At 62.9% G+C, this 15,058-nt stretch carries 12 protein-coding genes; 4 read left to right on the top strand and 8 right to left on the bottom strand.

What is annotated here, in order from left to right:
• Positions 1-14: 14 nt before the first annotated feature.
• Positions 15-2,987, bottom strand: coding sequence for an HD domain-containing phosphohydrolase (locus C2U40_RS17275; protein ID WP_103828923.1), 2,973 nt, complete (start codon positions 2,985-2,987; stop codon positions 15-17).
• 155 nt (positions 2,988-3,142) lie between these two features.
• On the opposite strand from C2U40_RS17275, the gene C2U40_RS17270 reads away from it, so the two are divergent.
• Both C2U40_RS17270 and C2U40_RS17265 read left to right on the top strand, forming a co-directional pair.
• Entirely contained in the window at positions 3,143-4,132 is a 990-nt protein-coding gene (locus C2U40_RS17270) for a luciferase-like monooxygenase (protein ID WP_016349616.1), read from the top strand.
• 235 nt (positions 4,133-4,367) lie between these two features.
• Complete coding sequence (locus C2U40_RS17265) at positions 4,368-4,868, top strand: 2TM domain-containing protein (protein ID WP_043162444.1); 501 nt, start codon at positions 4,368-4,370, stop codon at positions 4,866-4,868.
• Positions 4,869-4,894: 26 nt separating this feature from the next.
• Here C2U40_RS17265 and C2U40_RS17260 read toward each other — a convergent pair whose 3' ends face one another.
• From C2U40_RS17260 to lptD, 7 genes are all read right to left on the bottom strand, one after another.
• Complete coding sequence (locus C2U40_RS17260; RefSeq protein ID WP_158656423.1) at positions 4,895-6,094, bottom strand: ISL3 family transposase; 1,200 nt, start codon at positions 6,092-6,094, stop codon at positions 4,895-4,897.
• A 328-nt stretch (positions 6,095-6,422) separates the two neighbouring features.
• Positions 6,423-7,244, bottom strand: a complete 822-nt coding sequence (locus C2U40_RS17255) for a symmetrical bis(5'-nucleosyl)-tetraphosphatase (RefSeq protein WP_103828215.1) — start codon at positions 7,242-7,244, stop codon at positions 6,423-6,425.
• A gap of 6 nt (positions 7,245-7,250) precedes the next feature.
• Complete coding sequence (apaG, locus tag C2U40_RS17250; RefSeq protein ID WP_016349618.1) at positions 7,251-7,613, bottom strand: Co2+/Mg2+ efflux protein ApaG; 363 nt, start codon at positions 7,611-7,613, stop codon at positions 7,251-7,253.
• A gap of 4 nt (positions 7,614-7,617) precedes the next feature.
• The gene (gene rsmA, locus C2U40_RS17245) at positions 7,618-8,445 is read right to left on the bottom strand and encodes a 16S rRNA (adenine(1518)-N(6)/adenine(1519)-N(6))-dimethyltransferase RsmA (RefSeq protein WP_044799293.1); all 828 of its coding nucleotides are present in this window, start codon (positions 8,443-8,445) and stop codon (positions 7,618-7,620) included.
• Positions 8,435-9,430 (bottom strand): 4-hydroxythreonine-4-phosphate dehydrogenase PdxA, encoded by a 996-nt coding sequence (pdxA, locus tag C2U40_RS17240; RefSeq protein WP_103828216.1) that lies wholly within the window; start codon positions 9,428-9,430, stop codon positions 8,435-8,437. Before pdxA ends, rsmA begins: the two co-directional genes overlap by 11 nt.
• A complete protein-coding gene (gene surA, locus C2U40_RS17235; protein ID WP_043168429.1) occupies positions 9,430-10,728 on the bottom strand; it encodes a peptidylprolyl isomerase SurA in 1,299 nt (432 codons plus the stop codon). Before surA ends, pdxA begins: the two co-directional genes overlap by 1 nt.
• 30 nt (positions 10,729-10,758) lie before the next feature.
• A complete protein-coding gene (gene lptD / locus C2U40_RS17230; protein ID WP_065475915.1) occupies positions 10,759-13,191 on the bottom strand; it encodes an LPS assembly protein LptD in 2,433 nt (810 codons plus the stop codon).
• Between the two features lie 174 nt (positions 13,192-13,365).
• Between lptD and C2U40_RS17225 the strand changes: the two genes are divergently transcribed.
• Both C2U40_RS17225 and murU read left to right on the top strand, forming a co-directional pair.
• Entirely contained in the window at positions 13,366-14,376 is a 1,011-nt protein-coding gene (locus C2U40_RS17225) for an aminoglycoside phosphotransferase family protein (RefSeq protein WP_103828217.1), read from the top strand.
• The gene (murU, locus tag C2U40_RS17220; RefSeq protein WP_103828218.1) at positions 14,373-15,041 is read left to right on the top strand and encodes an N-acetylmuramate alpha-1-phosphate uridylyltransferase MurU; all 669 of its coding nucleotides are present in this window, start codon (positions 14,373-14,375) and stop codon (positions 15,039-15,041) included. The genes C2U40_RS17225 and murU overlap by 4 nt, the downstream gene beginning before the upstream one ends.
• Positions 15,042-15,058 lie beyond the last annotated feature (17 nt).

Here is a 15,058-nt window from a genome sequence, read left to right as displayed (position 1 = left end):
AAATATGACCCGCCCTAGGCCAGTGCGGCCAGCAGGGCGGTTTCATCCACCAGATCCAGCTGCTCGGGGGCGAGGAAGCGCTCGGCATAGTCGCGCCAGATGCCGCTGCTGACAAACAGGGCAAACAGGGCGGGATCGATGTGTTGCTCGCGCACCATGCTCTGCATGATGGCCAGCGACTGGGAGACCGTTTTGCCCGATTTGTAGGGGCGATCGCTGGCGGTCAGCGCCTCGAAAATGTCGGCGATGGCCATGATGCGGGCGGGGATGCTCATCTGGCTGCCCAGCAGCTGGCGTGGGTAGCCCTTGCCATCCATCCGCTCGTGATGGCCGCCGGCAATCTCGGGCACGCTGCGCAGATGGCGGGGGAAGGGGAGGCGCTCGAGCATGCGGATGGTCTGGATGATGTGCTCGTTGATCTTGTAGCGCTCCTCCTCGGTGAGGGTGCCGCGGCCGATGGCGAGGTTGTAACGCTCGCCGCGGTTGTAGAGGTGAGTGGGCACTCGCACCTTGAAGCCCCAGGGGTTGCGCTCGTCCAGCTGATCGTGAACGGGGCGGGGGATGAGGTGGGCGGCCTTGTCCGCCAGCAGGGGTTCGACGCAGGGCAGCGGCGCGGCCGGCTCGTTCTGGCGCAGCTTGAGCTCCTCCCGGCTGACGCCGAGCCGATCGTCCAGGGTGCGCAGCCAGGTGCGGCTGGCGATGGCATCCAGCCTGGCCAGCTTCTCCGGCGCCATCCACTCACCGCCGAGGTTGCACTCGGCGACGAAGGCGAACTCCTGATCCAGGGTGCTCCAGAGCGGAGCCACCTCGCTCCTGGCCGCTTCCCGCTCCGATGCCGACAGACGGGCCGCCAGCGCTTCGATGTAGCCGTCGCGCTTGAGCACCTCGAAGCGGGTGCGGATCTCGTGGATCCGGTCGTAGAGGGTCTCCAGCTTGGTGGCCTTGTCCACCACGAACTCGGGGGTGGTCACCTTGCCACAGTCGTGCAGCCAGCTGGCGATATGGATGGCCTCCCACTCCTCCTCGTTGAGCCGAAACTCGGCGAACGGCCCCTGCTGCTGGGCGCAGGCGGCCTCGGTCAGCATCCGGGTCAGCTCCGGCACCCGCTGGCAGTGGCCGCCGGTATAGGGGCTCTTGGCGTCGATGGCGCCGGCCATCAGCTCGATGAAGGATTCCAGCAGCTGTTTTTGCTCCTCCAGCAGGCGCTGGTTCTCGATGGCGGAGGCCGAAGTGCCCGCCAGCGCTTCGATCAGGCTGATGCGCGAGGCCAGCTCGCGGGCCGGGCAGTCAGGCAGGATCAGCAGCAGGCAGCCGCTCAGCTCCTGGCGATGGTTGCGCAGCGGCTCGGCCACCAGCTGGCAGGGGCCGGGGAAGGGGCCCCAGTCGGCCAGATACTGCTGCCAGCCACTCTGGTCGATGGCGAGGCTGAGCCGCTCGCCCCGGGCCAGCTCGCCAAACAGGGTCTGCTGCCAGCGGATCTGTCCGGCCGGCAGCGGCGCTTGGCGCCACAGCGCCTGTACCGCCACCATGCCCCGCTCCTGGGCCAGGTAGAGGCAGCCTCCTTCGGCCTGCACCGCGGCGATGGTCTCGTGCAGAATGCGGCTGAGCAGGGAGTCGAAGCGGTGTTCGGCCGCCAGCGCCCGCCCCATGTTCATGAAGTTGCCGAGGGTCAGCCGCATGCCGGACATGGTGCGGGCCAGATCGTCGATCTCGCGGATGGCCGACTCGGGGACCCGGCTCTCGCCGAAATCGAAGTGCTGGATCCGCTCCGCCTCCTGGGTGAGCGCCAGCAGCGGGGTGGCGGTGCGCCGCGAGACCAGCCAGATCACCGGCAGCAGCAACAGCAGGCCCGCCAGTGCCCAGCCCAGGTTGACCAGGGCTTCGTCTCGGGCCTGCTGATAGAGCAGGTCGGCCGAGACCAGCAGGGCGATGTGGAAGGGGGAGTCGGTCCCGAGGGGAGCGAGGTTGACCAGCCAGTCACTGCCATCGGTGGCGGTCAGGTTGAGCTCCGCCGGCTCGCTCAGCAGGGTGGGCTGGCTGATGATCCGCTGCTGCAGATCCGGCAGGGCCGGGTGGGGCAGGGTCGCCAGCATGGGCAGCTGGCTCAGCTGCTCGAAGCTGGGCAGGTGTCTGGGGTCGGCGGCCAGCAGGGTGGCGTACTCATCGAACAGGATCACCTGGCTCTGGGCGGGCAGCTGCAGCTTGCCGATCAGGGCCGACAGCCCCTCGACGCTGGTGTCGAGCCCGATCACGGCGCGCCGGTCGTCGCTCTCCACCGCCAGCGTCATGCCCGGCTCCTTGGTGGTGAAGAACAGATAGGGACTGGTGGTGGCGATCCCCGCGCGCCAGCGGGCCTGTTTGTACCAGTCGCGGCTGCGGGGATCGTAGCGGTAGTTCGGCATGGGGCGGCGATCGAGCAGGGTCAGCCGTTGATCGAAATAGAGAAATTCCCCCTTGCCCTGGCTGAGGCTCTGCACCAGCAGGGTACTGGTAGCCGGGACGCCCCCCAGCTGGGCTCTGGCCCGCTCGGTCAGCTTGCGCACCAGAAAGAAGTCGCCATCCTCGTAGCCAGCGTAGACGGCCCCATAGCTGGGGCTGTTGGCCAGCACCTCCGCCAGTTGTGGCAGGTAGGCCAGGCGTTCGGTCAACGTGGTCATGGCGGCCAGCTGGCCGCTGCGCAACAGGCTGAGGGACATGCGGGCCGGCCGCTCGTTCAGTTGCAGGGCGAGGGCCAGCTGCTGGCGATACTGCAGGAAGTTCTGTCGCTCGTGCTCCAGTCCCTGGCGCGCCCCTTGCTGGAACTGCAAGGCGATGAGGGCGCTGCCGAGCAGGGTGAACAGCAGGATGAAGAGGGTGGCGATATGCACGTAGAAGGGTTTACGACCTGGCCTGGCAGTTGTCATGGACACATCCTTGTCACACGGGCGATTGCAGAGACGATCAGCTTGCAGTGTGCCAACAGGATGACAGAAAACACAATAACCCATTCATGGATATCGGGATGTGGCTGACGGAAACGGCCCCTGCCGGGGCTCCCGGCGCTCGCTCTGGCCAATTTTGCCGGCTGATCAGGTGATTCATTCAGGTATCCCGTGCTACATTGCCCCACTTGTTACTGGTCTGTGAATCAATGGAGTGACCCATGTCTGCCATCCCCTATTCCGTACTCGATCTGGTGCCCGTGGCCGAAGGCTCCCAGCCGGCCGAGTCGTTTCGCCGCTCGCTGGACCTGGCCCGTCATGCCGAACGCCTGGGCTATTGCCGCTACTGGCTGGCCGAGCACCACAACATGCCGGGCATCGCCAGCGCCGCCACTTCGGTGCTGATCGGTCATCTGGCCGGCGGTACCAATACCCTGCGCATCGGGGCGGGCGGCATCATGCTGCCGAACCACTCGCCGCTGGTCATCGCCGAGCAGTTCGGCACCCTGGCGTCGCTCTATCCGGATCGCATCGATCTGGGGCTTGGCCGTGCGCCGGGCACCGATCAGCGCACCATGCGGGCGCTTAGACGCCAGCGCAGCGGTGAGGTGGATGACTTCCCGGCCGATGTGCGCGAGTTGATGGATTACTTTGGCGACGAGGTGGGGGCGGTGCAGGCGGTACCGGGGCAGGGGCTGCATCTGCCCATCTGGCTGCTGGGCTCCAGCCTCTACAGCGCCCAGCTGGCGGCCGCCATGGGGCTGCCGTTCGGCTTTGCCTCCCACTTCGCCCCCGCCATGCTGCTGCAGGCGCTGGAGATCTACCGCGCCCAGTATCGTCCCTCCGCCCGCTGGCCCAAGCCCCATGCGGTGGTCTGCATCAACATGATCGCCGCCGACAGCGAGCGGGAGGCGCGCTTCCAGTTCACCACCCTGCAGCAGCAGTTCCTGCGCCTGCATCGCGGCAACGCAGGCAAGTTGCCGGCCCCCGTCATCGAGCTGGGGGAGGAGTGGTCGGAGCGCGAGCTGCTGGCCATGGAGCAGACCTTGGCCCGTTCGCTGGTGGGCAACCCGGACCAGATACGGCACGGCCTCAAGGCGCTGCTGGCGGAAACCCGGGCCGACGAGCTGATGTTCAACGGTCCCATCGTCGATCATCAGGCTCGTCTGCGCTCTTTCGAGATTGCCGCCGAGTTGATGCAGGCGCTATAAGCTCGCCTGCCCGATACCAAGGCGCTATCTTGCACAAAGCGCCACCTCTGTCGCCCTGCTGTCAGGTGATCGAATGGGGGCGTCGTGGGGAGGAATAGCTGAGTTTTTGAGCACGCTCTTTTATCTAATGCACTGAATCCAAAGGAAAGTCAGGTTGGTGTCAGGGCGCTGTCGTGGCCCATGGCACCCGCCGGCCCCTATGCTGGCCCCGTCAATCAACCACAAGGAGTTCGAGATGATCGTCAGGAAGTTGAGATTGCAGCGGGGCTGGTCACAGGAGCAGTTGGCCACCTTTACCGGCCTGAGCGTTCGCACCATTCAGCGGATCGAGCAGGGCCAGCAGCCCGGACTGGAATCCCTCAAGGCCCTGGCTGCCGTCTTTGGGCTCGAGGTGGCGCAACTTGACGGTACAAGCCAACAGGAGCACGAGATGAGAGGGAGTGACACGATGGAACGGGATGAGATACGGGTATCGGTAGAGGAGCGGGCCGCCATGCGTTATGTGGAGGGGCTCAAGGGTTTCTATTACCACATCGCCAGCTACCTGCTGGTGATTTGCGGGCTGTTTGTCATCAACTACCTGAGCAACCCGGGCTATATCTGGGCCTGGTGGCCGGCGCTGGGCTGGGGGCTGGGACTGATCTCCCATGCCATCAACCTGTTCCAGCCGTTCAAGCTGTTCGGCCCCGAGTGGGAGCGGCAGCAGATCGAGAAACGGTTGGGGCGCAAGCTCTAGGGTGAGTGATGCACCATAAAAAAGGTTCATCGCGTCTTTCCGGGGAAGGCGGCCTTGATTTTCAGGAAAAAGTATTCTGAGTCCCGAAACCCATAGGCCATGCGTTTTATCACCTTGATTCGATTATTCACCCCCTCCAACTGGCTGGTGTGCATTGGAAAGAGGGCGCTCGCTAAGATGCCTCGGATGTAACGCCGGAGGTTTCTGGCAAAATCCTTCAAGGGTGCCAGACCACTTTCCCTGGCGTGCCGCGTCCAGCCCCTCCACCGTCGCCAGCCTTCCCGGATGTCGGGGGCGTACCAAATTTCCTTCAAGGCATCCTTGAGTACATAGGCTGTGGCCAAGGGCTGATTGGCGGCCAGTAGTTCCTGCAATTGCACCTCTTGCCCTTCCTTGAGGTTCTCCCGATTGCGCAGCAGCAGCCAACGCGCTTGCTTGACCACCTTGCGAGCTGGCTTGTCATGCTGCAATGCGTTGGCCTGATCCACCCGGATACGGTCTATCACCTTCCGACCGTAGCCCGCCACGACATGGAACAAGTCATAAACCACCTCGGCTTGCGGACAGTGCTCTTTCACCTCCAGATCGAAGGCGGAGTTCATGTCCATGGCAACGGCTTCAATCTGTTGGCATTGTTCGCCCAACAGCTTGAAAAAGGGGCGAATGGCCTCCCGGCTATTACCGTGGCCCACCCACAACACACGAGTCCGTTCAGCATCCATGATCACAGTGGCATAACGATGGCCTTTATGCAGGGCGAACTCGTCCATCACCAGCCGTCGCACAGCGCCAGGTTCAAAGGTGCCAACACTGGCTTGGAGTCGGCGTATGTCGATGGTCTTGATGGTATGCCAATGCAGTCCGGTGAGCAGGTTGACATGACTGATGGGCATCAACTCAAGCAAGGCCTCAACCCAGCTCTGCAATCGTTGTGTGATGCGTGAACTGGGAGGCAACCACGCGATATGTTCAGACACCCGGCCGCAGTGCAGGCAGTCAACGCGACGGATGGGGACTTGCAGGCGAACCCGCAGTTCAAACAGATCGCGGTCACGGACTAGGCGGGTGCGACGATCGTGGACCAATGGGCAGGGCTGATGACACTTGCCACAAAGAGGCAGGTGGTTAGAACGAGGTTCAAGAGCGAAAGTAATTTGTGTGGCACAGCGGCTATGGACAGAAACGTCGTAGCCTGGCCAGAACGAGGCAAAATTAATATCATGCATAGTGACAGCAGGGTGAAGGAACCGGTTTGTTTGGCGACTACCAGTTTACCCGATCCCTGTCTGTCAACTTACCTTTCCCCACGCTTGCGCGAAGAACCATAAAAAACGGGCCCGGCAATGCCGGGCCCGTTTTGTTTTGCAGCCTATCTGGCGTAGGCGGGACTGTGAGTGGCGATCAGCACCTCATCTTCATGGCGCCACAGGGTTGCTCAGATCCGGCCTCTTATCGTCACTTGGCGTAAGTGGGGCAGGGGGTGGCGATCAGGGCATCATTCTTCATAGCGCCACAAGGTGAGGCACTGATTGCTCAGACGCAGTCCCCTTATCGTCACTTGGCGTAAGTGGGACAGGGGGTGGCGATCAGGGCATTATCTTCATAGCGCCACAGGGTGAGGCTGTTGCCCCAGACACAGCCGGTGTCCAGCGCCTTGATGTCCTGCTTGCCGGTGTTGCCCATCAGGGCCGCCCAGTGCCCGAACACCAGGATGGGGTCATCCACATGATGCTCGCGCTGCTCGAACCAGGGGCGCAGGCCCGGGGTCGATTCGGTGGGGCCCTTCTTGCATTTGAAGTCGAGCCGGCCGTCGAAATAGCAGAAGCGCATCCGGGTGAAGGTGTTGATGATGTAGCGGTAGCGCTCGATCCCGACCAGATCGTCCTGCCAGCCATCTGGCTGATCGCCATACATGTTGTGCAGCAGCCACTGGTACTGATCGCCGCGCAGCAGGCTCTCCACCTCGCGGGCGCAGTTGCGGGCGGTGCGGGCGTCCCACGCCGGGGAGATGCCGGCATGCACCATCATGATGGGCAGGTCGGGGTGCTCTGCCAGCAGCGGACGGTGGCGCAGCCACTCCAGCAGTTCGTCCCGGTCCGGTGCCTCCATCAGCTCCTGCAGCTTGTCCTTCTTCTTGAGCGGGGCGACGCCATCGGCGACCGCCAGCAGGTGCAAGTCGTGGTTGCCGAGCACGGTGACGGCCCGGTTGCCCAGCCCCTTGACGAAGCGCAGGGTATTGAGAGAGTCCGGGCCGCGGGCGACCAGATCGCCACACAGCCAGAGCACGTCGTTAGCGGGATCGAACTCGGCCAGATCCAGCAGACGGCGCAAGTCGTCGTAACAGCCCTGGATATCGCCAACAAAACAGTTCGCCATGAAACCTCAGTTGATAATGTGGGGGACGGCCAGCGTAAAGGGCGCGATGGGCGCCTCGAATTGCTGCCCCGACTCGTCTTGCAGGGTATAACTCCCTTCCATCACCCCAAGCGGGGTGGCCAGCGGTACGCCGCTCTGATAGCGGAAGGTCTCTCCCTCTGCGATCACCGGCTGCTCGCCGACCACGCCGGGGCCTTCGACTTCCAGCATCTTGCCATTGGCATCGGTGATGAGCCAGCGCCGGTGCAGCAACTGCGCCGGGCCCGGCCCCAGGTTCTCGATCTCGATGAGATAGTGGAACTGGTAAGGGTCTTTCGAATCCGCCACATAACGGGGGTATGGGCGGATCACGATGTGCGGAGTGGCCACGGGATCAGGCCTGTTGCTGATCCGCCAGCCAGTTGGCGATCATGACGAACTGCTCGAGGGAGAGGTTCTCCGGGCGCAGGTTGCCATCGATACCAAGCTCGGTCAGCTGGGCGTCCGTGATGAAGTTGGAGAAGCTGTTGCGAATGGTCTTGCGACGCTGGCCGAAGCCCTCGGTGCAGACCCGGTTCAGGCAACGAATGTCTTTCGCGACTATGGTCGGGTTCTTGTGCGGGATCAGGCGCACCACGGCGGAATCCACCTTCGGTGCCGGTTTGAAGGCGCCCGGGCCCACTTCCAGTACCGGCACTACCTGACAGTAGTACTGGGTCATCACGCTCAGTCGGCCATAGGCCTTGCTGCCGGGGCCGGCGGCCAGACGCAGGACCACTTCCTTTTGCAGCATGAAGTGCATGTCCTCTACCCGGTCGGCGAACTCGCACAGGTGGAAGATGAGCGGGGTGGAGATGTTGTAGGGCAGGTTGCCGAAGATGCGCAGCGGCCCCTTGCCTTCCCCCATCAGGGTGCCGAAGTCGAAGCGCATGGCATCGGCCTCGATGACGGTCAGCTTGTCCTTCAGGGTCGGGTGTTCGCGCAGGCGCGCCGCCAGATCCCGGTCCAGCTCGACCACGGTCATCTTGTCCATCTGGGAGGCGACCGGCTCGGTCAGCGCGGCCAGACCCGGGCCGATCTCCACCAGGTTCTGACCCGGCTGCGGATTGATGGCGGCCACGATCTGATCGATCACGTAGCGATCGTGCAAGAAGTTCTGACCGAAACGCTTACGGGCGGTGTGGCCCATGTGCACCTTGTTGCTCTGCACCTTACTGCTCATATCTTTTTTTCTCTACCATCTTGATGGCGTGGTTGATCGCGGTGATCAGGCTGCCCGAGTCGGCGAGGCCCTTGCCTGCCAGATCCAGTGCGGTGCCGTGATCCACCGAAGTGCGGATGAAAGGAAGTCCAAGGGTGATATTGACCGAGCTGCCGAAGCCCTTGTATTTGAGCACGGGCAGCCCCTGGTCGTGGTACATGGCGAGTACCGCATCCGCATCCTTGAGGTATTTGTCCTGGAACAGGGTATCGGCCGGCAACGGGCCGACCAGATCGATCTCCTCCTGGCGAAGGCCTGCCAGGGCGGGTTCGATCACGTCAATCTCTTCACGGCCGAGATGACCGCCTTCCCCGGCGTGGGGATTGAGGCCGCAGACGTAAATACGGGGTGTGGCGATGCCGAATTTGCTCTTGAGATCCGCATCCAGGATGCGGATCACCTTGCCGAGCCGATCCTCGGTGATGGCCATCGCCACATAGGCCAGCGGAATGTGGGTGGTCGCCAGCGCGACCCGCAGTCCCTCGGTCGCCAGCAGCATCACCACGTCGGCGGTGCCCGACTGCTGGGCGAAAAACTCGGTGTGGCCGCTGAACGAGACACCGGCCTGGTTGATGATCCCCTTGTGCACCGGCCCGGTCACCACGGCGGCAAACTCGCCGCTCATGTTGCCGTCGCAGGCGCGCTGCAGGGTGGCCAGCACGTAGGCACCGTTGCCCTCGTCGAGCATGCCCGGCACCACGGCGGCGCCGAGGGGAACCGGACAGACGGTGAGGGTGCCGGCCCGCTGCGGGTGGGCAGGCTGGTCGGCATCATAGGGCTGCAACTCGACGGGCAGCCCCAGCAGGGCGGCCCGCTCGCGCAGCAGCGCCGGATCGGCGATCACCACCAGCTGGTGCGGCCACTCCTGCTGGGCAATCTGCAGCACCAGATCCGGGCCGATCCCGGCCGGTTCACCCGGGGTGATGGCGAGACGACGACAACTCATCAGCTGCCGGCGCCTTCGATCTGGATGTAGGCCTCATCACGCAGCTCGTCCAGCCAGGCCTGGGACTCTTCGGTGAAGCGGCGGTTGTAGATCAGCTGATAGGCGCGCTGCTCCTGGGCCTTGTTGGTGGCATCCTGGCTGCGGCGCTCTTCCAGCTGGACGATATGCCAGCCGTGGGTGGTGCGGAAGGGTTCGCTGATCTGGCCCGGTTGCAGCCGGTTGACCATGTCGCGGAACTCCGGCACATAGACGTTGGGATCGGACCAGCCCAGCTCGCCACCCTGCACTGCAGAGCCCGGATCTTCGGAGTATTTCTCCGCCAGGCTGGCGAAGCTGGCCTTGCCGCTCTTGATGTCGTGCAGGATGCCGTCCAGCATGCCCTTGGCTTTTTCTTCGCTCAGGATGATGGAGGGCTTGATCAGGATGTGGCGGGCGCGCACTTCGGTCTGCACGACCTGCTGCTGGCCCTTGCTGTCGAACACCTTGATGATGTGCAGGCCGGCACCGGAACGCAGCGGGCCGACGATGTCGCCCTTCTTGGTGCCTTGCACCGCCTCGGCCATCAGGGTCGGCATCTCTTGCGGGCTCATCCAGCCCCAGTCACCCCCTTCCAGCGCCTTGGGTCCGCTGCTCTCGGCAATGGCCATCTTGCGGAAGTCGGCGCCCTGCTTGAGGGCGGCCAGGATGCGTTCAATCTTGCTCTTGGCGGCGTTGAGCTGCTCGGCGCTCGGGTTGTCCGGCAGGGCAACCTGGATGTGGCCGACATGGTATTGCTGCTGTTGCTGACCCTGCTTGGCGAGGATGTCGACCACCTGCTTCACCTCCTGCTCGGAGATGTTGATGCGGCGGCGCACCTGATTGCGGCGCACCTCGTTCATCAGGATCTCGCGGCGCACCTCTTCCCGATACTGGGCATAGGTCAGCCCTTCACGGGCCAGCTGGGCCCGCAGCTGATCCAGGGTCATCTTGTTGTCGGCGGCGATGCTCTGGATAGCCTGCTCCAGCTGGGTATCGCTGATCTTGAGGCCCTGACGATCCGCCAGTTGCAGCTGCAGGCTCTCCTGGATCAGCCGATCCAGCGCCTGTTTGCGCAGGGTGGCGTCATCGGGCAGGGACTGGCCGCTCTCCTGGGCAGAGGCCTTCACCTTCTGCACCAGGGCTTCCTGCTGGCTGGCCAGCACCACGTCCTTGTTGACCACGGCAAGCACCTTGTCCATCAGTTCGGGGGCGGCGAAGGCACCCTGGCTCATGGCTCCGAACAGGCCTGCAGTCAGCAGGGAAATCAACGTCTTCTTCATATCCATCTCTCAAGGCGTTTGCCAGACCGCTTATTGGTCTCGCAGGTTAAACGGACGAATGTAAGGCAGTGCTTCGGTGTCCAGGGAAGTGCCCTTGGAGCCGGTACCCACGCTACCCAATCCTTTCATTTCAAACTGAATGCCCAGACTGCGTTCCGAGGTCGGACGCATGGTCACGTTGTCCGGAGTGTTGACCCACTCCAGGTTGAAGTTGATGCTCCAGCAGCAGGAGTCGTACTTCAGGCCTACCTTGCGATCAGACTTCACGCTCTGATTCAGCTCCTGATAGTAACCCCCGTACAGGTGCCACTGGTCGTTGAGCGGGGTAGTCAACAGTAGGCCGATCTGGTTGAGGTCGGTTACCTGTCCCTTGTTTTCAAGATCGTAGTTGGCATCGCGTACGAAACGATGGTTCAGCTGGCTGATCAGCTTCTCGCGGCGATACTCGATGGCGCTGTTGGCTGAGCTGAGCTGGCTCTGGTCCACATCATATTGCGCACCGGCATGGGCAAACCACTGCTCGTTGATCTTGGCATCCCCCTCGAAGGAGAGCGGGGAGCGGGTGTTGGTGGTCAGGGTCTCGCTGGGATAGAGCTTGACCCTGGGCGCAACAAAATCGAAAGCTTGGGCAACGGCCAGCCGAATTCGTTCATCACCGGCCTCATCATATACCCGGCTGGTGAGACCGATGGAGACTCTGTTGGAGTCGCTGATGCGATCCAGACCGGCGTAGCGGCGGTCGCTGAACAGGCTGTAGTAGTCCTGACGCATGCTGGTGGAGTCATAGACGCCTATGTTGTCCTGGTTCTTGTAGGGCACATAGAGGTATTGGAACTCCGGCTCCAGGGTCTGGTTGGCATCGCCACCGAACCAGTTCTGGTTGCGCTCGAAGGTCATGCCGCCCTTGAGGCGGAAGGAGGGCAGGGTGCGGGTGATGATCCCTTCGTCCAGGGTGACCCCGTTGCCGTTTTCAGGAGTAAAGCGGCTGACAAAGGTCTGGCTCATATTGTCCGGCACTTCCTGATCGTAACGGGTGTACATCAGCTTGTACTGGCTGTCGAGGTAGTAGCCTGCCTCGTTGATGAGCGGCATGGTCAGGGTCGGGGCCGTGTAGACCCGGGTGCCGGTGTAGGCGCCGCCCTGGTTCTGGGCGATGGCCTGGGCGTTGTTGTAGCCGAACTTGGTGATCTCGGTGTTCCAGGCGAGATCGTACCAGCTGCCCTGCTGGTAATAGTTGTGGTCGATGCGCGGCATCAGCTCGTGCGGCTGCTGGGCGCTGGCCAGCAGGATCTGGTAGGTGCGCACCTCGGTGTTGATGTTCCAGTTGGGCTGGAAGTAACCGGCCATCAGGGATTGCTGCAACTGGTTCTCCACCTGGGTGCCCACCTTGGGGGAGAAGTCGTTGAAGTAGTTGTAATCTCGATCCCGCACCTTGGTGTAGTCGAGCGACACCCGCATGGCGTTGTCGGCAAACAGCGAGGTGTGGTTGGCGTTGAGCAGGTAACGGTGACCGTCGGACATGGCCTGGTTGAGACTCGGGGTCTCGTCGTACTGCTTGTCGTTGGCCAGGTTCTCGAAATAGAGGCTGCCGACGTGGGCCGGATCCGGCATGTAGCGGAACTGCACCTGCTCCATCAGGCCCCGTCTGTCCATAAAACGGGAGGTGATGGTGGCATCGTAGTTCGGGGCTATGTTCCAGTAGAACGGCTGGGTGATGTCCATGCCGTTCTTGGAGCTCTGGGTATAACCGGGGTAGAGCAGGCCCGTCTTGCGTTCATCCTTGATGGGGAAGTTGATGTACGGGAAGTAGAACACCGGGTAGTCGTAGAGCCAGAGACTGGCGTTCCAGGCCTCCCCGAACACCTCGGTCTGATCGATGTCGATGCTGCCCGCCTTCAGGGTCCACACTTCCTGACCCGGCGGGCAGGTGGTGTACTGGGCCCCTTCCAGGGTGATGTTCTGGTTGTTGTTGGTCATGGTGACCCGGTCGGCGGAGCCGCGCACCGGCGAGCCATGCACCTGATACTTGCCCTCTTCCAGCTCGGAGTTTTTGGTATCCAGGTTGGATTTCAGGGTCTTGTCGCTGGTGACCGTGATCTGGCCATCGTTGTAGTAGATGTTGCCGATGGCGATGACGTCCCGGCTCTTCTGATCGAGCTCGGCGTAGTCGGAATCGAACTTGCGCACGCCCTGGCGCACCTTGACGTCGCCCTGGTAGACGGCGGTGCCGCCCTGCTTGGCTTCGAGCCGATCGGCATCCACTTCCACGGGTTGGGCGTTGGCGTCCTTGCCGGGCGCCAGCTTCTCAATCTTGGGGACATAGTCATAGCAGAGCCCGTCCAGGATCCCGGTGGCGGGCGGCGGCGTCAGCGGCGCCGCCTGCACGATGGCCGGGGTCAGGGCTGGAACAAGGCTGATGGTCAGGGCGATGGGATAGGAGTATCCCAGTGTCCGTTTTGTCATGTGAAAGACTCGCGCAATCCGTGGTAGCTACGGCTGATTCAAGACATGCATTTTACGACAGGATTCATCGAGTTGACATTGCATGTCATTGCTTTATGTTAGCCGGCAATGATAAAGCATTATTGCGGCCAGGGCTAACAGCCAAGTGCTGCTTTCCAATTTGGTCCCCGACTTATGCACGATCGCGATTCCCTCTTGTTGCACTGGGCGCGCCGGATTTCCGGTGATGCCAGCCTGCAGTTGACCCTCATTTCTGGTGACGCCAGTTTTCGCCGCTACCACCGTGGCGGTGGCCTGATCTGGGTGGATGCCAATCCTAAAACCGAAAAGAATCATGAGTTTGTCCGCAATGCCTCGGCCCTGCATGCCGGTGGTCTGCTGGCCCCCGAGGTGCGGGCGGTGGACTATGAGCAGGGGCTGCTGGCGGTTACGGATCTGGGGGATACCCAGCTTATCGGCTGCCTGAACGCAGACAACGTGCTGGCCTGGTACGGCAAGGCCATCGCGCTGCTGCCCCGTCTCGGGGCTGTTGAACTGGACCTCGAGCCTTTTGATTCCGCCTTTATGGCGCGGGAGAACAGCATTTTCCCCGAGTGGCTGCTGGGTCACCATCTGCAACTGGCCCTGAGCGATGAAGAGCAGCAGTTGCTTGATGAGACCTTCGCCTGCCTCACCGAAAACAACCTGGCCCAGCCGCAGGGGGTGATGCACCGGGATTTTCACAGCCGCAACCTGATGGTGTGCGGTGGCGAGACCCCGGCCGACAGCCGGCTGGCGGTGATCGACTTCCAGGACATGGTCATAGGCCCGCTCAGCTATGACCTGGTCTCGCTGCTGAAAGACTGCTACGTGCGCTGGCCTGACACGGTGATCGAGCAGGGTATGCGGCTCGGGTTTGACACCCTGCAGCAGGCCAAGCTGCTGGGCGGGCTCGATTACGCCGCGTTTCGTCGCGCCGCTGATCTCACCGGCATGCAGCGCCACCTCAAGGCGGCGGGCATCTTCACCCGTCTCTACCACCGCGATGGCAAGTCCGGCTACCTCAAGGACATTCCCCGTACCCTCGGCTATGTGGTGGATGTCTGCCGCAGCCATGGCGCGAGCTACCCGGTGCTGGCCCGTTTCGGCCAGTGGCTGGAGCAGGTGGTGCTGCCCGGGCTGGCCCGCACCGGAGTGGCGTCATGAAGGCGATGATCCTGGCCGCCGGTCGCGGCGAGCGGATGCGCCCGCTCACCGACAGCCTGCCCAAGCCGCTGCTGGCGGTGGGGGGCAAGCCGCTCATCGTGCACCATATCGACAAGCTCAGGGATGCCGGTGTGACCGACCTGGTCATCAACCACGCCTGGCTCGGCCACAAGCTGGTAGAGGCCCTCGGCGACGGCCGTCAGTTCGGAGTCGACATTCAATGGTCGGCGGAGGAGAGCGCGCTGGAGACCGCCGGCGGCATCGTGCAGGCGCTGCCACTGCTGGGGGATGAGCCGTTTCTGGTGATCAACGGCGATACCTGGCTCGATCTGGACTATCGCACCCTGGTGACCCAGCCGCTGGGTACGGATCTGGCCCACCTCTGGCTGGTGCCCAACCCGCCGCAACATCCGGCAGGGGACTTTGCGCTGCAGGCGGGCAGGGTGGTCGATAGCCCGGCGCTGACCTTCAGCGGAGTCGGGCTCTATGATCCCGCCGCCTTTGCCGGACTCACACAGGGGGCGCGCAAGCTGGCGCCGCTGCTGCGAGAGTGGATGGCGCAGGGCCGGGTGGGCGGCAGCCTGCTGGCCGGCGAGTGGCGCGACATCGGCACGGTGGCGCGGCTGCAGGCGCTGGACGAACAGTTGCAAGGACGCACTCATTAATTTCACGAGGTCTTGAA

It is taken from the genome of Aeromonas sp. ASNIH4, from assembly GCF_002934425.1.
Classification (GTDB): Bacteria; Pseudomonadota; Gammaproteobacteria; order Enterobacterales; family Aeromonadaceae; genus Aeromonas; species Aeromonas hydrophila.
Note: the sequence above shows the minus strand (reverse complement) of the source record. Positions and strands in the feature narration are given on the sequence as shown.

What these genes read in the sequence shown, in the direction of transcription:
- C2U40_RS17275 (WP_103828923.1), bottom strand. Translation starts at nt 2,987, where the DNA reads ATGGGTTATTGTGTTTTCTGTCATCCTGTTGGCACACTGCAAGCTGAT.
- C2U40_RS17270 (WP_016349616.1), top strand. Translation starts at nt 3,143, where the DNA reads ATGTCTGCCATCCCCTATTCCGTACTCGATCTGGTGCCCGTGGCCGAA.
- C2U40_RS17265 (WP_043162444.1), top strand. Translation starts at nt 4,368, where the DNA reads ATGATCGTCAGGAAGTTGAGATTGCAGCGGGGCTGGTCACAGGAGCAG.
- C2U40_RS17260 (WP_158656423.1), bottom strand. Translation starts at nt 6,094, where the DNA reads ATGCATGATATTAATTTTGCCTCGTTCTGGCCAGGCTACGACGTTTCT.
- C2U40_RS17255 (WP_103828215.1), bottom strand. Translation starts at nt 7,244, where the DNA reads ATGGCGAACTGTTTTGTTGGCGATATCCAGGGCTGTTACGACGACTTG.
- rsmA (WP_044799293.1), bottom strand. Translation starts at nt 8,445, where the DNA reads ATGAGCAGTAAGGTGCAGAGCAACAAGGTGCACATGGGCCACACCGCC.
- pdxA (WP_103828216.1), bottom strand. Translation starts at nt 9,430, where the DNA reads ATGAGTTGTCGTCGTCTCGCCATCACCCCGGGTGAACCGGCCGGGATC.
- surA (WP_043168429.1), bottom strand. Translation starts at nt 10,728, where the DNA reads ATGAAGAAGACGTTGATTTCCCTGCTGACTGCAGGCCTGTTCGGAGCC.
- lptD (WP_065475915.1), bottom strand. Translation starts at nt 13,191, where the DNA reads ATGACAAAACGGACACTGGGATACTCCTATCCCATCGCCCTGACCATC.
- C2U40_RS17225 (WP_103828217.1), top strand. Translation starts at nt 13,366, where the DNA reads ATGCACGATCGCGATTCCCTCTTGTTGCACTGGGCGCGCCGGATTTCC.
- murU (WP_103828218.1), top strand. Translation starts at nt 14,373, where the DNA reads ATGAAGGCGATGATCCTGGCCGCCGGTCGCGGCGAGCGGATGCGCCCG.